The organism is Gordonia iterans (assembly GCF_002993285.1).
Classification (GTDB): Bacteria; Actinomycetota; Actinomycetes; order Mycobacteriales; family Mycobacteriaceae; genus Gordonia; species Gordonia iterans.
Genome location: NZ_CP027433.1, coordinates 342,152 through 362,195, shown reverse-complemented (window position 1 = coordinate 362,195; position 20,044 = coordinate 342,152). Strand labels below are relative to the sequence as shown.

The 20,044-nt window shown below is 69.7% G+C and carries 20 protein-coding genes and 2 tRNA genes; 15 read left to right on the top strand and 7 right to left on the bottom strand.

Annotated features, from left to right (window positions below; all coding sequences use genetic code 11):
• Window positions 1-30 precede the first annotated feature (30 nt).
• The 6 genes from C6V83_RS01640 to pknB are packed head-to-tail and all read left to right on the top strand — an operon-like array spanning window position 31 to window position 8,073.
• Window positions 31-495, top strand: coding sequence for an FHA domain-containing protein FhaB/FipA (locus C6V83_RS01640; protein WP_105940923.1), 465 nt, complete (start codon window positions 31-33; stop codon window positions 493-495).
• Window positions 492-1,922: a PP2C family protein-serine/threonine phosphatase gene (locus C6V83_RS01635; protein WP_105940922.1), complete on the top strand. Its 1,431-nt coding sequence runs from the start codon at window positions 492-494 to the stop codon at window positions 1,920-1,922. Before C6V83_RS01640 ends, C6V83_RS01635 begins: the two co-directional genes overlap by 4 nt.
• The gene (locus C6V83_RS01630; RefSeq protein ID WP_105940921.1) at window positions 1,922-3,346 is read left to right on the top strand and encodes an FtsW/RodA/SpoVE family cell cycle protein; all 1,425 of its coding nucleotides are present in this window, start codon (window positions 1,922-1,924) and stop codon (window positions 3,344-3,346) included. Before C6V83_RS01635 ends, C6V83_RS01630 begins: the two co-directional genes overlap by 1 nt.
• Window positions 3,343-4,830, top strand: a complete 1,488-nt coding sequence (locus tag C6V83_RS01625; protein ID WP_105940920.1) for a peptidoglycan D,D-transpeptidase FtsI family protein — start codon at window positions 3,343-3,345, stop codon at window positions 4,828-4,830. The genes C6V83_RS01630 and C6V83_RS01625 overlap by 4 nt, the downstream gene beginning before the upstream one ends.
• A complete protein-coding gene (locus C6V83_RS01620) occupies window positions 4,830-6,173 on the top strand; it encodes a serine/threonine-protein kinase (protein WP_105940919.1) in 1,344 nt (447 codons plus the stop codon). The genes C6V83_RS01625 and C6V83_RS01620 overlap by 1 nt, the downstream gene beginning before the upstream one ends.
• A gap of 4 nt (window positions 6,174-6,177) precedes the next feature.
• Window positions 6,178-8,073: a Stk1 family PASTA domain-containing Ser/Thr kinase gene (pknB, locus tag C6V83_RS01615; RefSeq protein WP_105940918.1), complete on the top strand. Its 1,896-nt coding sequence runs from the start codon at window positions 6,178-6,180 to the stop codon at window positions 8,071-8,073.
• Between the two features lie 376 nt (window positions 8,074-8,449).
• Here pknB and C6V83_RS01610 read toward each other — a convergent pair whose 3' ends face one another.
• Window positions 8,450-9,091: an aminodeoxychorismate/anthranilate synthase component II gene (locus C6V83_RS01610; protein WP_105940917.1), complete on the bottom strand. Its 642-nt coding sequence runs from the start codon at window positions 9,089-9,091 to the stop codon at window positions 8,450-8,452.
• A 54-nt stretch (window positions 9,092-9,145) separates the two neighbouring features.
• Between C6V83_RS01610 and crgA the strand changes: the two genes are divergently transcribed.
• Both crgA and C6V83_RS01600 read left to right on the top strand, forming a co-directional pair.
• Window positions 9,146-9,442, top strand: coding sequence for a cell division protein CrgA (gene crgA / locus C6V83_RS01605; protein ID WP_105940916.1), 297 nt, complete (start codon window positions 9,146-9,148; stop codon window positions 9,440-9,442).
• Window positions 9,443-9,557: 115 nt separating this feature from the next.
• Window positions 9,558-10,031, top strand: coding sequence for a hypothetical protein (locus tag C6V83_RS01600; protein WP_105940915.1), 474 nt, complete (start codon window positions 9,558-9,560; stop codon window positions 10,029-10,031).
• A 113-nt stretch (window positions 10,032-10,144) separates the two neighbouring features.
• Here the strand turns inward: C6V83_RS01600 and C6V83_RS01595 are convergent, their stop codons facing one another.
• Window positions 10,145-11,026, bottom strand: coding sequence for a rhomboid family intramembrane serine protease (locus C6V83_RS01595; RefSeq protein ID WP_105940914.1), 882 nt, complete (start codon window positions 11,024-11,026; stop codon window positions 10,145-10,147).
• Between the two features lies 1 nt (window position 11,027).
• On the bottom strand, window positions 11,028-11,609 hold the full coding sequence (locus C6V83_RS01590) for a peptidylprolyl isomerase (protein ID WP_105940913.1): 582 nt from the start codon (window positions 11,607-11,609) through the stop codon (window positions 11,028-11,030).
• Here C6V83_RS01590 and C6V83_RS18910 point away from each other — a divergent pair.
• From C6V83_RS18910 to C6V83_RS01570, 4 genes are all read left to right on the top strand, one after another.
• The gene (locus tag C6V83_RS18910; protein ID WP_267893965.1) at window positions 11,608-11,739 is read left to right on the top strand and encodes a hypothetical protein; all 132 of its coding nucleotides are present in this window, start codon (window positions 11,608-11,610) and stop codon (window positions 11,737-11,739) included. The genes C6V83_RS01590 and C6V83_RS18910 overlap by 2 nt on opposite strands.
• Before the next feature lie 794 nt (window positions 11,740-12,533).
• A complete protein-coding gene (locus C6V83_RS01580; RefSeq protein ID WP_105940911.1) occupies window positions 12,534-13,067 on the top strand; it encodes a DUF4190 domain-containing protein in 534 nt (177 codons plus the stop codon).
• Window positions 13,068-13,115: 48 nt separating this feature from the next.
• Window positions 13,116-13,841 carry a cutinase family protein gene (locus tag C6V83_RS01575; protein WP_199832566.1) on the top strand — a complete coding sequence of 242 codons (726 nt, stop codon included), beginning with the start codon at window positions 13,116-13,118 and terminating at the stop codon, window positions 13,839-13,841.
• 83 nt (window positions 13,842-13,924) lie between these two features.
• Window positions 13,925-14,629: a cutinase family protein gene (locus C6V83_RS01570; protein ID WP_105943636.1), complete on the top strand. Its 705-nt coding sequence runs from the start codon at window positions 13,925-13,927 to the stop codon at window positions 14,627-14,629.
• Between the two features lie 13 nt (window positions 14,630-14,642).
• Here C6V83_RS01570 and C6V83_RS01565 read toward each other — a convergent pair whose 3' ends face one another.
• On the bottom strand, window positions 14,643-15,332 hold the full coding sequence (locus C6V83_RS01565; RefSeq protein ID WP_159067417.1) for an alpha/beta fold hydrolase: 690 nt from the start codon (window positions 15,330-15,332) through the stop codon (window positions 14,643-14,645).
• Window positions 15,333-15,438: 106 nt separating this feature from the next.
• On the opposite strand from C6V83_RS01565, the gene C6V83_RS01560 reads away from it, so the two are divergent.
• The 3 genes from C6V83_RS01560 to C6V83_RS01550 all read left to right on the top strand — a co-directional run bounded on the left by C6V83_RS01560 (window position 15,439) and on the right by C6V83_RS01550 (window position 18,287).
• Window positions 15,439-16,167, top strand: coding sequence for a hypothetical protein (locus C6V83_RS01560; protein WP_159067416.1), 729 nt, complete (start codon window positions 15,439-15,441; stop codon window positions 16,165-16,167).
• A 76-nt stretch (window positions 16,168-16,243) separates the two neighbouring features.
• Entirely contained in the window at window positions 16,244-16,918 is a 675-nt protein-coding gene (locus tag C6V83_RS01555; protein WP_105943635.1) for a response regulator transcription factor, read from the top strand.
• Window positions 16,911-18,287 (top strand): sensor histidine kinase, encoded by a 1,377-nt coding sequence (locus tag C6V83_RS01550; protein ID WP_105940908.1) that lies wholly within the window; start codon window positions 16,911-16,913, stop codon window positions 18,285-18,287. The genes C6V83_RS01555 and C6V83_RS01550 overlap by 8 nt, the downstream gene beginning before the upstream one ends.
• A 65-nt stretch (window positions 18,288-18,352) precedes the next feature.
• On the opposite strand, the gene C6V83_RS01545 is transcribed toward C6V83_RS01550, so the two are convergent.
• The 3 genes from C6V83_RS01545 to C6V83_RS18610 all read right to left on the bottom strand — a co-directional run bounded on the left by C6V83_RS01545 (window position 18,353) and on the right by C6V83_RS18610 (window position 19,984).
• Window positions 18,353-18,425 (bottom strand) — tRNA-Ala (locus C6V83_RS01545).
• A gap of 26 nt (window positions 18,426-18,451) precedes the next feature.
• Window positions 18,452-18,528: transfer RNA gene (locus tag C6V83_RS01540), tRNA-Ile, on the bottom strand.
• A gap of 337 nt (window positions 18,529-18,865) precedes the next feature.
• The gene (locus C6V83_RS18610; protein ID WP_234353812.1) at window positions 18,866-19,984 is read right to left on the bottom strand and encodes a DUF3566 domain-containing protein; all 1,119 of its coding nucleotides are present in this window, start codon (window positions 19,982-19,984) and stop codon (window positions 18,866-18,868) included.
• Window positions 19,985-20,044 lie beyond the last annotated feature (60 nt).

Below are 20,044 nucleotides of genomic sequence, written 5' to 3'. Positions count from 1 at the left end.
TCGACCGACTCACTAGGAGGTGAAGCGCGAATGCAGGGCATCGTCTTGCAGGTGACCCGATTCGGGTTCCTGATCCTGTTGTGGCTGTTCGTGTACGCCATCATCCGCTCGATGCGCAATGATCTCGCCTCCGCCGCCGGCACTCGCGCCGCCTCCGGCAGCGGGTTCCGGGAACGACGACGTCGTCGCGGCGCCACCCGCGGCGGAGCGCGCTACCTGGTGGTCACCGCCGGCGCCCTGGCCAACACGCGGATCACCCTCGGCGACCAGCCGGTCCTGATCGGCCGGGCCGACGACTCCACCCTGGTGCTGTCCGACGACTACGCCTCCGAGCGCCATGCGCGCCTGTCCAAACGCGGAGACGACTGGTACGTCGAAGACCTCGGCTCCACCAACGGCACCTATCTGGACCGCGGCAAGGTCACCACCGCGGTCCGCGCACCCCTGAACACGCCGATCCGCATCGGCAAGACCGTGATCGAGTTGCGCTCGTGACCCTCGTCCTGCGCTACATCGCGCGAAGCGACCGCGGCCTGGTCCGGTCCAACAACGAAGACTCCGTCTACGCCGGCGCACGACTGCTCGCGCTCGCCGACGGCATGGGCGGGCACGCGGCCGGCGAGGTCGCCAGCCAGCTGGTGATCCAGTCCCTGCGCACGCTCGACGACGACGAGCCCCCCGGCAATCTGCTCGACGCCCTCGGGGCGGCCACCCGCGCCGGCAACGAGGCGATCGCCGCCCAGGTGGAGCGCAACCCCGAGCTCGAGGGCATGGGCACCACGCTGACCGCCATCCTGTTCGCGGGTAGCCGCATCGGGCTGTGCCACGTCGGCGACTCGCGCGGCTATCTGCTGCGCGACGGTCAGCTGACCCAGATCACCCGGGACGACACCTTCGTTCAGTCCCTCGTCGACGAGGGCCGCATCACCGCCGAACAGGCACACAGCCACCCGCAGCGCTCGCTGATCATGAAGGCGCTCACCGGGCAGGAAGTGGAGCCCACTCTCACCATCCGCGAAGCGCGCGCCGGCGACCGCTACCTGCTGTGCAGCGACGGCCTCTCCGACGTGGTGAGCGAAGAGACGCTGGCCGAGACGCTCGCCTCGATCCCCGACCACACCGAATGCGCGGACCGCCTGATCGAGCTCGCGCTGCGCAGCGGCGCCCCCGACAACGTCACCGTCGTCGTCGCCGACGTGATCGACACCGAGTACGGGGAGTCCCGGCCGATCCTGGGCGGCGCCGCGGGCACCGACGATCAGGCCGGGTACGTGCCCAATCCGAAGACCGCGGCCGGGCGGGCCGCCGCCCTGCGCCCGCCGCCCGAGCCCACTGCGCGCCCGACGCTGCACACCGACCCCGAGCCCGCGCCGTCGCGCAGTCCCTGGCGCATCCCGCTGCTGCTGATCACTGCGGTGGCGATCGTAGCCCTGCTGGTGACCGCGTTCTTCGTGGTGCGCTCCAAGGCCATGGAGAACTTCTTCGTCACCTCCGAGAACGGTTCGGTGGTGATCAAGCGCGGCACTCCCGACAGCCTGCTCTTCGTCAACTTCGAGGGGCCCGCCGAGAAGGTCTGCGTCAGCGACCTCGACTCCGACCGGCCCACGGTGACCTTCGCCGACCACGACGCCGCGCAGTGCGTGCCGATGAAGGTCGACGATCTCACCGGCATCGGCCAGACCACCATCACCTCCAAGAGCATCAAGAACCTGAAACTGCTCGACGTCCAGGACCGGGTGCGCGAGCTCGAGTTCCTGCCGCTGTGCACACCGCCCGCCGGTGACGGCCAAGCGCCTCCCGAACAACCCGAGCCCGCCCCCCGCACCCCCGGCCCCGCCGCTCCCCGCTCCGAGCAGCCGAGCTCCCCGCCGGCGTCGCCCAGCGTCGACCCCGAGGGTCACCGGACCTGCCGGGGGTCCTGATGGCTGCCGCCCCCGTTTCGTCCGCGCCCGCCGCGGCGCCCGCCAGTCGAGGACGCACCACGGAGTTGGTGCTGTTGATCTGTGCTTTGGTGCTGGTGACCGTGGCCCTGCTGATCGTCGAGGCCGCCCAGAACCAGGCGATCACCTGGGATCTGGCCAAGTACGTCGGCGCGTACGGCGCGATGTTCGCCGTCGCACACCTGGTGATCCGCCGGTTCGCCCCCTACGCGGACCCGACCCTGCTACCTGCCGTCGCCGCGCTCAACGGCCTCGGTCTGGTGATGATCCACCGCCTCGACCTGGGCACGGCCCGCACGGACGAGTTGCTGGCCTCCACCGAACGCACCGCCAACGGCAACCAGCAGTTGCTGTGGGTGGTGATCGGCATGATCGCCTTCGCCGCGACACTGATCCTGCTGCGCGACCATCGCACCCTGGCCCGGTACGCCTACACGCTCGGCCTGGCCGGCCTGATCTTCCTCGCGATTCCGGCGATCCTGCCCGCGTCGATGTCGGAGATCAACGGCTCCAAGATCTGGATCCGCACGCCGCTGTTCAACATTCAGCCCGGCGAATTCTCCAAGATCCTGGTCATCATCTTCACCGCGGCCTTCCTGGTGTCCCGGCGCGACCTGTTCACCACCGCGGGCAAGCAGATCATGGGCATCGACTTCCCGCGGGCCCGCGACATGGGCCCGCTGCTGGCCGCGTGGATCATCGCGCTCGGGGTCCTCGGCTTCGAGTCGGACCTGGGCACCGCACTGCTCATCTTCGCCACCATCCTGACGATGCTGTACATCGCCACCGAGCGCGTGAGCTGGCTGCTGCTCGGCGTGGGCCTGTTCGCGGCGGGCGCCGTCGTCGCGTATCAGCTGTTCGACCATCTCCAGATCCGCGTGCAGGTGTGGCTCGACCCGTTCGCCCAGTACGACACCTACGGGTACCAGATCGCACAGAGCCTGTTCGGGCTGGCGACGGGCGGCCTCTTCGGAACCGGCCTGGGGTCGGGCCGGCCGAACATCGTGCCGTTCGCCAACACCGACTTCATCCTCACCTCCTTCGGTGAGGAACTCGGTCTGGTCGGCCTGGCCGCGATCTTCATGCTGTACTTCGTCTTCGTGATGCGCGGCCTGCGCACCGCCGTCGCCGTGCGCGACAGCTTCGGCAAACTGCTCGCCGCCGGCCTCTCGGTGACGATCATCATCCAGCTGTTCGTGGTGTTCGGCGGGGTCTCCAAACTGATCCCGCTCACCGGGCTCACCTCGCCGTTCCTCTCCTACGGCGGCTCGTCGCTGCTCGCGAACTACATCTTGCTCGCGATCCTGATCCGGATCTCCAACGCCGCCCGGGAGCCCGACGCCCCCAAGCCGCGGCCCAAGGTGCAGGTCGAGGCCATGCCGACGCAGGTGGTGAAGCGCGCATGAACCGTCCCATTCAGCGCGTCGGGATCGCGGTGATCGCGATCATCGTGCTGCTGCTGGCCAACGCCACCTACGTCCAGGTGTTCCAGGCCGGCGCCCTGCGCAACGACGGCCGCAACGCGCGGGTGCTGTTCGACGAGTACTCCCGCCAGCGCGGCATGATCGTCACCGCCGACGGCACCATCGTGGCGCAGTCGGTGCCGAGCGGGAACCGCTTCAAGTACCAGCGCACCTACCCGACGGATCCGGCCGCCTTCGCCCCGGTCACCGGCTTCTATTCGCTGCGCTACGGCGCCGATCGGGGGCTCGAGGCCGCCGAGGACCCGTTCCTGTCCGGCAGCGACGACCGGCTGTTCACGCAGCGCTTCGTCGACATGTTCTCCGGCCGCGATCCCCGCGGCGGCAACGTGGTGACCACCATCGACTCCACGTTGCAGGTCGCCGCGTTCAACGCCCTGCGCCGGGGTCAGTGCTCGGGCCCGTGCCGCGGCGCCGTCGTCGCACTGGAACCCGGCACCGGCAAGATCCTGGCGATGGCGTCGACGCCCAGCTACGACCCGAACACTCTGGCCACACAGAACTTCCAGGCCGCGGAGAACAGCTGGAACGAGCTCACCCGCGAGGGCGTACCGTCCCGGCTGACCAATCGGGCGATCGCCGAGCTGTACCCGCCCGGTTCGACGTTCAAGGTGGTCACCACCGCCACCGGGCTGAACGCCGGACTGAACGCGAACACCCGACTGACCTCCGCGGCGTCCTTCCCGCTGCCGAACAGCAACACCGTGCTGCCGAACAATGCGAATGAGACCTGCCCCGGCGCGTCCGGCGGCACCGTGACCCTCGCCCAGGCCTTCGAGTCGTCGTGCAACACCGCTTTCGCGCAGCTGGTGACCGAGAAGCTACCCGGCGACGAGTTCGCCGATTTCCGGAACACCGCGGCGAAGTTCGGCGTCGGGGAGGATCCGGCCGGCATCCCGATGCGGGTCGCCAAGTCGACGGTCGGCGATCTGGGCGACGACGCCGCCGCCCTCGCTCAGGCGTCCATCGGCGAGCGCGACGTCCGCCTGACCGTCCTGCAGAACGCCGTGATCGCCGCGACCGTCGCCAACGGCGGCGTCCGGATGCGGCCCTACCTGGTCGACAAGCTGCAGACCGCCGATCTGCGGACCGTCTCGACTACGTCTCCGTCGGCGGTCAACCGACCGCTGAGCCCCGAGGAGGCTGACACACTGACCGACATGATGATCCGGTCCGAGCAGCAGACGTATCAGTCCCAGTCCGGGATCGCGTCGAAGACCGGGACCACCGATCCGAACCGCAGTGGCAGCGCCTACGCCTGGTACATCGCCTTCGCCCCCAGCTCGAGTCCACGGATCGCCGTCGCGGTGATGATCGAGAACGGAAACCAGGGGGCGCAATCCTACGGCGGCGTGATCGCCGCCCCGATTGGACGCGCAGTGTTGAATGCTTATACGGGAGGTAACTGATGAGCCTGCAGAACGGCACCATCATCGCCGACCGGTATCGATTGGTCCGACTGATCGCCACCGGCGGCATGGGCCAGGTGTGGGAGGCCCTGGACACGCGGCTCGGCCGACGGGTCGCGGTCAAGGTCCTCAAGGCCGAGTACTCGAACGATCCGACGTTCCTCGCCCGGTTCCGCACCGAAGCGCAGACCACGGCACGGCTCAACGACCAGGGCATCGCGAATGTCTTCGACTACGGCGAGACACCGGACCGCAACGGCGGCGACCCGCTCGCCTACCTGGTGATGGAACTGGTCGACGGCGAGCCGCTGAACTCGGTGATCTCCCGCATGGGCAAGCTCTCGCTGACCCACACGCTGGACATGCTCGAGCAGACCGGCTGGGCGCTGCAGGCCGCTCACGTGCAGGGCCTGATCCACCGCGACGTGAAGCCCGGCAACATCCTGATCACCCCCACCGGGCAGGTCAAGATCACCGACTTCGGCATCGCCAAGGCGGTCGACGCCGCCCCGGTCACGCAGACCGGCATGGTGATGGGCACCGCGCAGTACATCTCGCCGGAACAGGCCACCGGCGGCGAGGCCACCGCGGCGTCGGACGTCTATTCGCTCGGCGTGGTCGGCTACGAGGCGCTCACCGGGATCCGCCCGTTCACCGGCGACGGCGCCCTGACCGTCGCGATGAAGCACATCCAGGACCCGCCGCCGCCGCTGCCCGACTCGGTGCCGGCTCCGGTGCGCGAACTGATCATGATCACCCTCGCGAAGGACCCGCAGCAGCGCTACGCCACCGGCGGGGAGTTCGCCGAAGCGGTCGCCGCGGTGCGCGCCGGACATCGTCCTCCCGCACCGCGCGGCGGGGCGGTGCCCGCCGCGCGGCCGCAGACCAGGGTGTCGACCTCGCCGGCGATCGTGCCGCCCGCCGCCGCAGCCGCGGCGGCGGCACACCGTCCGCCCACCGCACCGGCGCCGGTGCCCGCCGCCGACGACAGCTGGAGCTCCGGCCAGAAGGCGCTCGCCGCCGTCGCCGCACTCCTGCTGATCGTCGCGATCGCCCTGATCGGGTTCTGGCTGGTCAATCAGTCGCCCACCGGCAGCACCACGCCGACCAGTCCCACTTTGTCGACCGAGACGGTCGAGACCACGCCGGAACGCATCACGACGACGCGCACCCGGACCGCGACAGACACCCCGACGACCGAGACCACGCCGTCGACCACCGAACCCGACGACGAGACCACCGAGGAAACCGAACCGGAAGACACGACGACGCCGGAGGTCCCCGAACCGACCACCCGGACCCCGCTGATCCCGGGACTTCCGATCCCCGGACTGGGCGGCTGAGACGATGGACGAGCTGCTCTCCGACCGGTATGAGCTGGGCGAGACGCTCGGCTTCGGAGGCATGTCCGAGGTCCAGTTCGCCCGGGATCTGCTGCTGCACCGCGACGTCGCCATCAAGATCCTGCGGCCCGATCTGGCCCGGGACCCGATGTTCTACCTCCGCTTCCGGCGCGAGGCCCAGAACGCCGCCAAGCTGAATCACCCGACCATCGTCCAGGTCTTCGACACCGGCGAGGCCGACACCCCGGACGGGCCGCTGCCGTTCATCGTGATGGAGTACGTCGACGGCGAGACCCTGCGCGACATCCTGCGCTCGGACGGGCCGATCCCGCAACGGCAGGCGATGACCTGGATGGCCGACGTCGCCGCCGCGATGGACTTCTCGCACCGGGCCGGGATCGTGCACCGCGACATGAAGCCCGCCAACGTGATGATCGATCACCAGGGCGCGGTCAAGGTGATGGACTTCGGCATCGCCCGCGCCATGGACGACACGTCGGCCACCATGACGCAGACCTCCGCGGTGATGGGCACCGCCCAGTACCTGTCACCCGAGCAGGCCCGCGGCATCAAGGTGGATCCGCGCAGCGACATCTACTCGATGGGCTGCGTGCTGTTCGAACTCATCACCGGCGAGCCGCCGTTCACCGGCGATTCGCCGATCGCCGTCGCGCATCAGCACGTGCACGAGGATCCGCGGCGGCCGTCGCAGGTGAATCCGGACGTCTCGCCCGAACTCGACTCGGTCGTGATGAAGGCGATGAGCAAGAATCCCGCCAACCGCTATCAGACCTCGGCCGAGTTCCGGTCGGACCTGATCAAGGTGCTAGCCGGGGGCAAGCCGTCGGCCCCGATGCTGCTCGACGACGACCTCGACGACGACTCCCTGGAAACGGTGCCGCAGGGCGTGCTCGGCGCCGGACGACGCCGCCGCGACGACTCCCGCAGTGACGACTACGACGACGAGCTGCCGCTGTACCGGAGGCGATCGGCGAAGGCCGCGCTCGCCGTCGTGCTGGTTCTGGTGCTCGCCGTCAGCCTGTTCGCGTGGGCGCCGTGGTCGTCGGCGCCGCTCGTCGCGGTGCCGAAGGTGACCGGGCTGGCTGCCGACGCCGCCAAAGCCAACCTCGAGCAGGCCGGGTTCCGGGTGAAAGAGCTGTCCGAACCCAGCCTGGAGGTGGCCGCCGGAAGCGCCACGCGCACCGCGCCGGGCAACGACGTCCCGACCCGCAAGGGTTCGGAAGTGACGCTGTACGTCTCGTCCGGGCCGCAGCGGCACCCGATCCCGGATCTGCGCGGCAAATCGCTCAAGGAGGCGACCGAGGCGCTGGAGAAGCTCGGCTTCACCCAGATCAAGCCGGACAAGACCGACTCGACGGTGGCCATGAAAGACAAAGTGGTGCGGACCAGTCCCACCACCGGGAGCGACACCGCGGTCAACACGACCGTCGTCGTCTTCGTCGGCACCGGGCCGAAGGAGGTGACCATCCCGGATCTGGTCGGACAGACCGAGGACCAGGCCCGCAAGACCCTCGAGCAGATGGGGCTGGACATGGTCGCGGTACAGGGCGACTCCGAGCGGCCGGCCGGACAGGTGGTCTCGTCGTCGCCGGGCGCCGGCGAGACCGTCGAGGCCGGCAGCGTGGTTCAGGTGACGATCTCCCGCGGCAACCAATTCGTGGTGCCCGACTTGCGAGGTAAGACTCCGGACCAGGCCCGCGCCGCGCTGAAGTCCGCGGGCTGGGAGGACAACACCCTCACCACCACGCAGCGTGCGGTGGGCTTGAACTCGCCGCTGGACGGCAAGGTGGTCTCGCAGAGTCCCGCTGCGGGCTCCCGGATGAAGAAGGACGAATCGGTCTCGGTCGTCATCGGCCGGTCCAGCCTGATCCCCGGCTGACCGGCGTCGGTCGAACTTGGTGGTCGAGCGGCGGTCGACTTGGTGGTCGAGCGGCAACCAAGTTGGTGGGCGAGCGCCAACCAAGTTGGTGGTCGAGTAGTCGAGCGGCAACCAAGTTGGTGGTCGAGTAGTCGAGCGGCAACCAAGTTGGTGGTCGAGTAGTCGAGCCGCAATCAAGTTGGTGGTCGAGTAGTCGAGCCGCAACCAAGTTGGTGGTCGAGTAGTCGAGCCGCAACCAAGTTGGTGGTCGAGTAGTCGAGCGTCGTCCTGAGCATGCGTGGCGGAGCACGCGACGATCAAGTTGGTGGTCGAGTAGTCGAGCCGCTAGGCGAGACGTATCGAGACCCTCGAGACCCCGCGCTCGGACCGCGGCCGCTCAGCCGAGCGCGGCCGCGACCTCCGCTTCCAGCATCGTGACGCGCTCCGGCGGCACATCCATGCCGCAGACTCGCAACCAGTTGGCGAGCATCCGGTGACCGCCCTGGGTCAGCACGCTCTCGGGATGGAACTGCACGCCGTGGATCGGCAGGTCGCGGTGGCGCATCGCCATCACGATTCCGGACTCGGTGGTTCCGGTGACCACCAGCTCGTCCGGAACAGTCTCCGGCAATACGGTCAGCGAGTGGTAGCGGGTCGCCACGAACGGATTGGGGAGACCGGCCAGCACGCCGTCGTCGTCGTGCTTCACCAGTGACGTCTTGCCGTGCAGGAGCTCCGGGGCCCGATCGACCGTGCCGCCGAAGGCCGCGCCGATCGCCTGGTGCCCGAGGCACACCCCGAGCAGCGGCGTCCCGGCCGCGGCGGCGACCGGGATGATCGGCATGGTCGCACCGGCCCGTTGCGGGGTCCCCGGCCCCGGGGAGAGCAGGATGCCGTCGTACTCGTCGACCACCCGCTGCAGCTGGGTGAGCCGTTCGTCGTCGTTGCGCCACACCTCGGCATCGACTCCCAGCTGACCCAGGTACTGGACCAGGTTGTAGACGAAGCTGTCGTAGTTGTCGATGACCAGAATGCGCACGGAGCCAGGTTAGCGGTTTCCCGCCGGACGCCGCCCCTGGGTTACCGTAGAAGTATGCCTAAGTCAAAGGTGCGGAAGAAGACCGACTACACGATCAACACGGCGAGCCGCACGCCGGTGAAGGTGAAGGCGGGCCCCTCGGGCGTCCTGTACCAGACCTTCATGTTCGGGTTCATGCTCGTGGGGCTCGCGTGGCTCCTCGTCTACTACCTCGGTGCGTCCAACAGCACCTCCGGATTCGGCGCGGAGGGCAAGCCCCTGCACTGGATGAATCAGCTCGGCTCGTGGAACCTGCTGATCGGTTTCGGTCTCGGGGTGGTCGGCCTGCTGATGACGATGGGCTGGCGCTGACCGGCGTCGACGGTCGTCCACAGGACGCGAATGACATGTGTGTAATTCATCCACACTGTGGAAATCACATGTGTGTAACTCGTCCCCAGTGTGGGTAAATCCTGTGGATAACTCTGTGAATCGCGGGACGCAACAGTGGGCGACGCCGGTACCTGCGGGAATCGCTCTGCTCGCCCTGGGGATAGCGCTGGCCGTGGCGTCGGCAGCGTCGTACACCGAACCGCCGGCGATGGTGCTGCTGGGCGTGGCGGCGCTGGCCACCTTCCTCACCGGGCTGGCCGCACTGATGCGCCGTCCGCGGCTGGCGCTGTCGGACGGACCGGTCCTCACCGTCGGCACGCTGCGCGGCCGGTATGACCTGACGGCCGCCGACATCGAGAGCATCGAGTTGCTGGGCACGCGGCGACTGGCGTTCCGTTCACGACAGCTCCTGATCGAGGAGTCCGACGACTCCGAGCGCCCGGGACGACTGCTGGTCTTCGGGCAGTGGGACCTCGGCGCGAACCCCGCCGTCGTGGCCGGGCGTCTGGCCGACGCCGGCTTCTCCGTGCACGACCGGACCGGCGGAAAGCCCGCGTCCGCGGACTGATCGCCTGGCCGGGTCGACTCCGGCTGCCGGATCCACGTCGTGCCGCCGGATTGATGCGGCAGCCGGAACTCAATCCGGCAGCAGGACGTGAACCCGACCCGTGTCACGGGCGTTCAGGGGCTCAGCGCCATGCTGTAGCCGACGCCGAGGGCGATCGCCGCCACCAGCAACGCCGCCAGGGCGGTCCATCCGACGACGCTCACCTTCGTCTGCGTCCGGTCCTCCGGGGCGAGGGCGACCGCCGGGAGCCACAGCACGGCGAGGGCGCCGAGGGCCCCGAACACCAGACCGCCCAGGTGTGCCCACAGGGAGATCCCGGGGATCGTGAACGACACCACGATGTTGAGCGCGATGATCGTCAGCACCGACGTCGCAGGCAGCTTGAGGCGCAACACCACCACCAGAATCGCACCGAGCAGACCGTAGATCGCGCCGGATGCGCCGGCGGTCAGAGCGTTCTCCCGTTCCAGGATCACCACTGCGGCGCTGCCGCCGAGGAGGCTCGTCAGATAGACGACGCCGTAGCGGGCGGGCCCGAAGTGCTGCTCCAGATCCCGGCCGATGATGTACAGCGAGATCATGTTCACCGCGATGTGCACGATCGACCAGTGCAGGAACCCCGAGCTCAGCAGTCGCCAGTACTCGCCGAGAAAGACGTCGTCGTATCCCGTGATGAGCACGCCGTCCCGCATGATCGACGACGTCCACAGGTCGGCACGGTCCCGCAGCGCGCCGGTGCCGGCCTGCACGATGCAGGCCAGAAACAACAGCAGGTTGGCCCCGATGAGCGTGTACGTCACGTACGGGGTCGTGTGTGAGCCCTGGGCGGCGGCCGCCGGGTCGACGCGGGCCGCGGCCTGTTCCCGGGCCACGCAGTCCGAGCAGTGCTGGCCGACCGGCGCCGGCCGCAGGCAGTCGGGACAGGCCGACCGCCCGCACCGCGTGCACGAGAGCGCGGTGGGGCGGTCGGGATGCCGGTGACAGGTGGGCGTCAAGTCAGGAGATCTCGACGCTCTCGATCACGACCTCGTCGAGCGGACGATCGCTGCGATCGGTGGCGGTGGTGGCGATCGCATCGACGACGGCCTGGCTGGCGGCGTCGGTGACCTCGCCGAAGATGGTGTGCCGGCGGTTCAGGTGCGGGGTGGGGCCGACGGTGATGAAGAACTGCGAGCCGTTGGTGCCGGGGCCGGCGTTCGCCATGGCCAGCAGGTAGGGCTTGTTGAACTGCAGATCCGGGTGGAACTCGTCCTCGAAACGGTAGCCGGGGCCGCCACGGCCGGTGCCGGTCGGGTCGCCGCCCTGGATCATGAAGCCGTCGATGACCCGGTGGAACACCGAGCCGTCATAGAACGGGCCGCTGGCCTCGCCCTTGGCATTGGCAGAGGAGTACTCCTTGGACCCGTCTGCGAGGCCCACGAAGTTCGCCACGGTCTTCGGCGCGTGATTCGGAAACAGTTCGACGACGATGTCGCCGCGGTTGGTGTGCAGGGTTGCGGTCTTCTTCTGATCACTCACGTCTCCATACAACCACGCGCGGTGGCTCGAGGAGGTCCGCACCTGGCAGGCTGAACACATGTCGAACAAAGCCGCTGGCATCACCGTCTCCGCCGTTCTGGCCCTGCTGGCCGCGCTCGTCGCCGTCGCCCGCCGAGCCCGCACCGAACATCCGCCGGTCGCCGCCGAACCGCCGCGCATCGAGTCGTAGGCGCACGTCCGGGGACCTACGTCCCGAGGTTCTCTCCTCGTCCCCGGTCCGGCGGGTAGGTTGGATCCGTGGCCACCGAAGATCCCAGAGACTCCGCAGATCCCAGAGACTCGGCCGCCGAGCCCGCACCCGGACCCGCGGCAGCCGCGTCCACGCCTGCGCCGGGCCCCGAGGAGGGCAGCGGAATGGTCGCCGCCCCCTGGGAGCGCTCGGAGGCCCCGGTCGCCGGGAGGGCGAACGACGACCCGGCTCCCCCAAGCGGTCCGGCTCCGGCCACCCGGCACGCACCGTCGAGCGGGCCCGTCTCGGCGCCGATCAGCGGGCCTGTTGCCACGTCGTCGAACGGACCTTCCCCGGTCGCATCGGGTGGACCGAGCCCGAGTGCCGCGCCGTCACCGGCCGGTAGGCCTGTTCAATCCGCCCCGTCGGGTCCGCCTTCTCCGTCGAGCGGACCCCTGCCCACACCCGCGGCGCAACAGCGCCGTGCCCCGTCAGCCCAAGCACCCGCGGCCCAACCACCGTCAGGCCAACCACCGTCAGGCCAAGCACCATCCGTCCAAGGACCCGCAGGCCAGGTTCGGCCCGCCGCAGCGCCTGCGGCGCCCTCACCGTCCGGGCCTCCGCCCGGTGCCCGTCCCGCCCAGCGGCCGGCCGGAGCCCACGAGTCAGGCTCGGCACGGGCGAGCGGACAGCCCTCCGGCAGACCGGCCCAGACGCCGCCGGGACCGGGGCCCCGACCGCACGGGCAGCCGGCGCAGGCTCCGCCGCAGGATCGTCCGCTCGCCTATTCGGCGGTGCCCGAGGAGACCACCGCGGTGCTGGGCGGCACCTCCGGTCCGGGATCGACGGCCGCAGCTCGGCCTACGACCGCCCCCGGTGCGCCGCCGTCCGCTTCCCCCGGGTCCGGCTCTTCGGGACCGCAGGCTCCCGAACAGAAGGGGCGCGCCTACGCGGCGGCGTCCGCTGCGTCGAGCCCGAGCGGACCGCCGCCGGCCGCCGCCGCGGGCGGCACCGTGCAGAAACCGACTACCGTGGGCGCCGTGCAGTCTCGACCCACTTCCACCCAGAGCGCGTCGGTGCGCGGTCCGCAGGCCTCCGCCGGAGGCCAGATCAGCATCGCGGCGATCGTCGGCTTCGTGCTCTCGGGCCTCGGCTTCCTTCTGGTCACCGCACCGATCGGCCTGTGGCTCGGCTACCGCGGCCGGGAAGAATGCACGCGGGGCGGCCGGGAGGGCGTCCAGTTCGCGAAGTTCGCTGTCTGGCTCGGCTGGATGTGGGTGGTGTTCTGGGTGCTGGCTCTGATCACCTACCTGTGGATCCTGATCTGAGCACGCGACCTGGGAGGTCCGCGAACTCGCGCCCGCTATAGTTCGAACATGATCAAGCGGATCCTCCTCGTTCTCACAGCGACCGCACTCGGCCTCACCCTGCTGAACGCCACCCCGCTCGGCTCCTCGGCCCCCGCCGCGGCCGCTCCCGGTTGCGCGGCCGTCGAAGTCGTGTTCGCCCGCGGAACTGCCGAGGCGCTGCCGCCGGCGGGCGCGACGGGGCTCTCGTTCGAGTTCGCGCTGAACAATCGGCTGCCGAACTCGTCGGTCGGGCTGAATGCCGTGCGCTACCCCGCGAGTTCGAACTTCTCCGACCGGCACGCCTTCGTCCGCAACGTCGTCAAGGGGATCAACGACGCACAGGCACAGATCCGCTCGCTCGCCCGGCGCTGCCCGAACTCGTCGATCGTCCTCGGCGGCTACTCGCAGGGTGCCGTGGTCGCCAGTTACGCCGTCGCCGATCGCATCGACATCCCCGCGCGTTATGCCCAGTACCGTTCGGACGCGCCTCGACCGCTGGAGGCCGCCTACGCGCCGCGCATCGCCGCCGTCGTCCTGTTCGGAACGCCGTCGGCGCGATGGATCCGTGACGTCGGCGCTCCGCCGATGCGCGTCGGGGCCGCGTACCGGAACAAGACCGCGCACTACTGCATTCCGGGCGACAACGTGTGCGACGGAAGCCGCGTCGGCCAGCCGTCTCCGCTGCATGTGCTGTACTCGGTGAACGGTATGACGGGTGTGGCCGCAGACTTCGCCGCCCGTCGGATTCGCTGACGCCTTGTCGTTCGCCGAGTCTTCTTGTGCCGGACACGCCCCGTCGGATGCGCGGGGGTTGCGCGTCGCTTAGCATGCGTTTCATGACAAAGCGGATCGTGCTCCTCGTCGCGTGCCTGGCCCTGCTCGTCGGTCTGGCCACCCCGATCGGCGGCGGCAAAGCCGCTGCGGCGGACTGCGCCGACGTGCATCTGCTGTTCGCACGCGGGACGCAGGAGGCGGGAGCGCCGGTCGGCACCACCGGCCAGGCGTTCGGACGTTCGCTTCAGGCCCGCTTCCCGGGCAAGGACGTCCGCGTCTCGCCGGTCCGCTACCAGGCCAGCGACGACTTCCAGAAGGGCACAGTCTTCCTCAAGACCGTCGCCGCCGGCGTCCGCGACGCGCAGAACCAGATGATGCACATCGCGCGGACCTGCCCGAAGACCAAGATCGTGCTCGGCGGCTTCTCTCAGGGCGGCGTCGTCGCGATCTACGCGGTGAGCGATCAGATCGCCGCCGCCTCCGTCGTCGTCGCCGAGGTGCCGAACGTCCTGCCGGCCTCGGTGGCCCGCAAGGTCGCCGGCGTCGTCACCTTCGGGGCCCCGAACGACCGCTGGTTCCGCGAGGTCGGTGCGCCGCCCATGCGCCCCGGCGCCCGCTACGCGCACAAGACCAAGCGCTACTGCATCAAGGGCGACAACATCTGCGACGGCGGCCGCATCGACCGCCCGAACACGGTGCACGGCAACTACTCCCACAACGGGATGACCGCATCGGCGGCGAACTTCGTCGCCCGCTTCGTGCGGTAGGCAGTCACGGTGCTCAGGCGGGATGGTCCGTGAACTGCTTGATCAGCAGAGCCAGTGCCGCCGAGTCTTGAAGCATCGGCAGGTGTCCGGTGTCCAGCTCGTCGACCTGTGTGCTCCCCATGCGCTCGGCGAACGTGCGCTGCAGCGCTGGTGCCAATTCCTTGTCGTGCGACGTGACGACGTATCCGCGGCGCCCGGGCCAGGCTCCGGCCCCGACCCGGCCCGAGTAGTACGAGCGCGGCTCCGGGGTGAAGTCGGCGACGAGGCGGTCCACCACCTCCGCCTCCAGTCCGGCCGCCAGTGACTTTCTGATCACCGACTCCGGCGGCCGGGTCCCGGCCACCCGCATCACCAGGGGCACCACCCAGCGTTGGGGAGCCGGCAACGCGGAGACGAATGAGCCGCCCGGTTCCGGCACCACTGCACTGACCGCCAGCACGGCGTCGACACGGTCCGGCGCCCGAGCGGCGATCTCGGCGGCCACGACTCCTCCGGCCGAGTGCGCCACGACGGTGAACCGCTCCGCCGTCGCGGCGTGCAGGGCGGCAGCGGCGTACTCGGCGGGGCCGCCGCCACCCCCCGCCGGTCGCGGCGCGACCGTGGTGGAGAACGCGGGGCCGAGCGCCCGGGCGACGTCGTCCCAGATCCACGGCGGCAGGCCCGCTCCGCTGAGAAGCAGGAGGTGGCGCGCCGGATCAGTCATGGGTGCATCTTCGCACCGCCCGCTGACATCCGGATCCCGGAAGCGGCTGAAGGCCCGTTCAGGATCGTTCAGCCCCGGTTCAGCGTTCGTGGGCCACGATGGTTCCATGAACGAGCACACGACACCGAATCCGGCCCCCGATCCCCCGTCGACGCAGCCCCTGGAACCCGGAAGTCCGGAACCCGGAGGCCGGCGCCGCACGATCCTGCTGGGTGCGGCCGTCGCCGCGGCAGTTCTGGTGGTCGGCGGCGCAGGCACCGCCATCGCGCTCTCGGTGACCGGCGACGACGAACCGGCGAACGTCTCCAGCCGCGTCGACGACGACCCGCGCGCTGCCGACGACGACCACGCCGGCAACCATCACGCCGACACCGACCGTGATCGGCCGGACGACTCTCCCGCGCCCGGCTCCACCCCGGACGTCCCCGCTGACGCCGCGGCGCTGACCCGGGCGATCGATGCCGCTGTGGCAGTCGTCCCGGGCGCGCTCGGCGCGTCGGCGATCGACGTCGAACGCACCGGATGGGACGTGGACGTCGTCCGCTCCGGAGGCGGCGAGGTCGAGGTCTTCGTCAGCCGCGACGGGACCGCCGGCATCCGCGACGACGACGAAGACGATGACGACGCCGACCCGGTCCTGGACACCTCGCGCATCGGAGCCGTCGTCGATGCCGCACTCGCCGCCGCCGGCCCCGGCAGGATCGACTCCCTCGCGACGGACGACGACGATGACGACCACTTCTACGAGGTCAACGTCGATCTCGACGACGGCCGCGATGCCGAAGTCGAGCTCACCCGGGATCTCGCCGTCGTCTCCGTCGAGCGCGACGACTGACCGTCCATCGACCCCTCGGGTGCCCGCAGGCAGGACTCCGCTCGTCGCGGAGGACGTCGGGACGGAGAATGACACCATGCGCATCTTGGTCGTCGACGACGAGATCCACTTCGCGGACGGGCTGCGCCGCGGATTGGAGGCGGAGGGCTTCTCGGTCGACCTGGCCCACAACGGTGTCGACGGGCTCTGGCGCGCGCGGGAGGTGCGCTACGACGCGATCGTGCTCGACGTGATGATGCCCGGTCTGGACGGCTACACGGTGTGCCGAACGCTCCGGGAGGAGGAGAACTGGACGCCGATCCTGATGCTCACCGCCAAGGACGGTCCGTGGGACCAGGTGGACGGGCTCGACCTCGGCGCCGACGACTACGTGGTGAAGCCGACCGAGCACGTGGTGCTCATGGCTCGCCTGCGGGCGCTCGTTCGCCGGGGCCGACCGGAGCGGCCGACCGTGCTCGAGGTGGGCGACCTCGTCGTCGACCCGGCGACCCGTGAGGTGCGCCGCGGCAGCACGCCGATCACGTTGACCGCGCGGGAGTTCGCGGTGCTGCTCTACCTCGCCCGCGAGGCGGGCGCGGTGCGCAGCAAGGCCGAGATCCTGGCCTCCGTGTGGGACGACGATTTCGACGGGGACGCCAACATCGTCGAGGTCTACGTTGCGCACCTGCGCGCGAAGCTGGACCGTCCGTTCGGGCTGGACACGATTCAGACGGTCCGCGGGGCCGGCTACCGTCTGGTTCCTCGTGGCTGATTCCCGGACCCGCACGGGCACCCGTCGGCCACGGCTGTCGTTGCGGGTGCGGATCACCGCGTCGACCGCGGCGATCGTGCTCGCCGTGCTCGCGGTCGGCGCTGTGGCTCTGGTTCTGCTCCTCGGCCGGTCGCTGGTCGAGTCCGAGGCGCAGACCGCCGAGAACCAGGCCGAGCAGTACGCCGAGACCACTGAGGCCGGCGGCGCGCTCCCCAGCTACGACGACGACGTCCTCATCCAGCTGCAGCGCGACCGCGCGGTGATCGGCGTCGGCGACGGTGACCTCGACGAGACTCCTCCGCTGCCCGTCGAGGACGACCGCATCGTCGAGTTCGACGGCGACCGGTACGTGGTGCGGTCGGAGGACGTCACGCTCGCCGGCGGTGAGCATCACGTCGTCGTGGCTCGCAGCCTCGACACCGCCGACGACGCCGTCCGGGCGGCTACCACGCTGATGGCTTTCGCAGTGCCCGCGGTCAGTGCCTTCGTCGCCCTGCTGATCTGGACGGTGGTCGGCCGCGCCCTGCGTCCGGTCGAGCGGATCCGGCGTGACGTCGAGTCGGCCGGCGACGACGTCACGCGCCGCATCGAACCGCCCGGCGGCGGTGACGAGGTGGCCCGGCTCGCGTCCACGATGAACGGCATGCTCGAGAAGCTCGAGGCCGCGCAACGGACCCAGCGCCGGTTCGTCTCCGACGCCTCACACGAGCTGCGTTCGCCGGTGGCCGCCATCCGGCAGCACACCCAGGTCGCACTCCGGCATCCCGAAGCCACGTCGCTGCACGAGCTGGCCGGCGTCGTCGACGACGAGGCACGGCGCCTGCACGAGCTCGTCAGTGATCTGCTCCTGTTGGCGCGTCTGGACGAGGGCTTGTCCCGGCAGCGTCGCGAGGTCGATCTGGACGACATCATCCTGGCGGAGGGTTCGCGTCTGCGGACGCTCGGGCTGACCGTCGACACCTCGGGGGTCGGCCCGGCCAGGGTGTTCGGCGACGAGGTGCTGCTCACGCGTGCGGTGCGCAACGCCGCAGAGAATGCCCGGAGGCACGCCAGGAGCCGCATCGACTTCTCGCTGTACGCGCTCGACGGGCGCGTGACGTTGTGCGTCGACGACGACGGCGCCGGAGTACCCGAGGAGGATCGCCGTCGCGTGTTCCACCGCTTCGAACGCCGCGACGATGCCCGCAGTCGCGACAGCGGCGGCAGCGGACTGGGGCTGGCCATCATCGCCGAAGCGGCTCAGCACACCGGCGGAGACGCCCGGCTCACCGACTCTCCGTCGGGCGGCGCACGCCTGGAGATGCACTTGCCCGAGCACAGCGGCGAGCAGCCCCACCGTTCGATCCCGATTCCCGACGAGAGAGAATAGATCCGACACTCGCGAACGTCGGGTATGCGCGAGCTGGCGGGACTGCGCCTCAACTGTTGTTGCTGTGGAGCCTAGGAGATTCGAACTCCTGACATCCGCCTTGCAAAGGCGGCGCTCTACCAACTGAGCTAAGGCCCCGTACCGGCGGAGCCGGAGGGTGGTGCTGGTGGGCCTAGGAGGACTTGAACCTCCGACCTCTTCGTTATCAGCGAAGCGCTCTAACCGCCTGAGCTATAGGCCCGTGAACCGAGATGGAACATTACAGGAGAGCCTCGAGGAGTTGCAAAACACGTGGTCAGGTCCGTTTCGACAAGCTCAACGAGCGACGGGCCACCGCTCGACGGGCGACGACGTTTCGACAAAGCTCAACGAGCGACGGGGCAGCTCAACGAGCGACGGGCGGCTCGACGGGCGATGACGTTTCGACGAGCTCAACGGGCGATGGGCGACGACGTTTCGACGAGCTCAACGAGCGACGGAGCGACGACGTTTCGACGAGCTCAACGAGCGACGGAGCGATGACGTTTCGACGAGCTCAACGAGCGGGACGAGCTCAACGACCGACGGAGCGACGACGGTCAGTCCAGGTCGGCCAGGGTCACCTCGACGCCGCCCACCACGTCGGCGCACACGTTGTAGATGTACGCCAGAATCGTCGAGAGGGCGGTCAGCACGATCGCCGCGAAGATCCCGAAGAGCGCTGCGAACCCGAAGACCTGGCCCGTGGTGATCAGCTCGTCGCTGGTGCTGCTGCCGTCGGCGCTCACGATGGTGCTGAACGAGCTGTTGATCTGATCCCAGATGCCCATGCCGGCCAGCACACCGTAGAGCACCGCGACGGCGATCATCCAGATCAGAAAGCCGGCGACGGCGAGCACCCCGCTCACCTTGAAGATCGACCACGGATCGACCCGCCGGACCTGGACCGCCGCCCGCAGCGGCGTGCCAATGGACGACGACGCCGGAATGCGCCGCACTGCGGCCCGATCACTCGTATCGGATTTGGCACCTGTCTTGTGAATCGCATCCAGATCGGGCCGCTCCTCGGCGGGCTTCGGCGTGGCGACCGCTGCGGTGGCCGCCTGAGCCGACGCCTGTGGCGGGGCCGACTTCGCCGGAGCCGGCATACCCTGGGGCGGAGGATTCTTCGGGATCGGACCGGCCGGAGCGGGTGCCTTCGGCGCCGACCCCGTGGTGCCGGGCACATTCTGCTGAGGGCCAGGTTGCTGCGAACCGGACTGCTGGGTTCCGGGCTTCTGGGTTCCGGGCTTCTGGGTTCCGGCCGGACCCGCAGCGCTCGACCCCGTCGGAGCGGCCTTGCCCGGACCGGGAGCGTTCTGACCCGGTCCCTTCGAACCTGTCTTCTGCTGACCCGGTCCCGGAGAGCCGGGCCCACCCGGTCCGCCCGTCGGACGCCCGCCCGACTGTCCCGGCGCAGTGCCGGACGCCGGCACCGGCGGGCGTCCCGCCGCGCCGGCGGCCTCCGGCCCGACCGCCGGGACTGCGCGGGTCGGCGCACTCGACGGCGCGGACGAGCCCTGCCCGCCGCTCTCGGACACACCGTCGCCGGTGATCTGCGGAGCGGACTTGGCCACGTCGCCTGCCGTGAGGCCGGTGGCAGCGGTGGTCTCCCCGCGCTTCCACGGCGGCGGCACCTGCCCGCGCTCGGCATCCTCCGGCTCGTTGGCATTTGTCACTGAAGTGTCCTCACTCACGACGGCGTCGCCTCAACCCTAGTGGCTCTCACGACACGAGAC

What these genes read in the sequence shown, in the direction of transcription:
- crgA (WP_105940916.1), top strand. Translation starts at nt 9,146, where the DNA reads ATGCCTAAGTCAAAGGTGCGGAAGAAGACCGACTACACGATCAACACG.
- C6V83_RS01575 (WP_199832566.1), top strand. Translation starts at nt 13,116, where the DNA reads ATGATCAAGCGGATCCTCCTCGTTCTCACAGCGACCGCACTCGGCCTC.
- C6V83_RS01590 (WP_105940913.1), bottom strand. Translation starts at nt 11,609, where the DNA reads ATGTGTTCAGCCTGCCAGGTGCGGACCTCCTCGAGCCACCGCGCGTGG.
- C6V83_RS01625 (WP_105940920.1), top strand. Translation starts at nt 3,343, where the DNA reads ATGAACCGTCCCATTCAGCGCGTCGGGATCGCGGTGATCGCGATCATC.
- C6V83_RS01620 (WP_105940919.1), top strand. Translation starts at nt 4,830, where the DNA reads ATGAGCCTGCAGAACGGCACCATCATCGCCGACCGGTATCGATTGGTC.
- pknB (WP_105940918.1), top strand. Translation starts at nt 6,178, where the DNA reads ATGGACGAGCTGCTCTCCGACCGGTATGAGCTGGGCGAGACGCTCGGC.
- C6V83_RS01555 (WP_105943635.1), top strand. Translation starts at nt 16,244, where the DNA reads ATGCGCATCTTGGTCGTCGACGACGAGATCCACTTCGCGGACGGGCTG.
- C6V83_RS01560 (WP_159067416.1), top strand. Translation starts at nt 15,439, where the DNA reads ATGAACGAGCACACGACACCGAATCCGGCCCCCGATCCCCCGTCGACG.
- C6V83_RS01565 (WP_159067417.1), bottom strand. Translation starts at nt 15,332, where the DNA reads ATGACTGATCCGGCGCGCCACCTCCTGCTTCTCAGCGGAGCGGGCCTG.
- C6V83_RS01570 (WP_105943636.1), top strand. Translation starts at nt 13,925, where the DNA reads ATGACAAAGCGGATCGTGCTCCTCGTCGCGTGCCTGGCCCTGCTCGTC.
- C6V83_RS01630 (WP_105940921.1), top strand. Translation starts at nt 1,922, where the DNA reads ATGGCTGCCGCCCCCGTTTCGTCCGCGCCCGCCGCGGCGCCCGCCAGT.
- C6V83_RS18910 (WP_267893965.1), top strand. Translation starts at nt 11,608, where the DNA reads ATGTCGAACAAAGCCGCTGGCATCACCGTCTCCGCCGTTCTGGCCCTG.
- C6V83_RS01640 (WP_105940923.1), top strand. Translation starts at nt 31, where the DNA reads ATGCAGGGCATCGTCTTGCAGGTGACCCGATTCGGGTTCCTGATCCTG.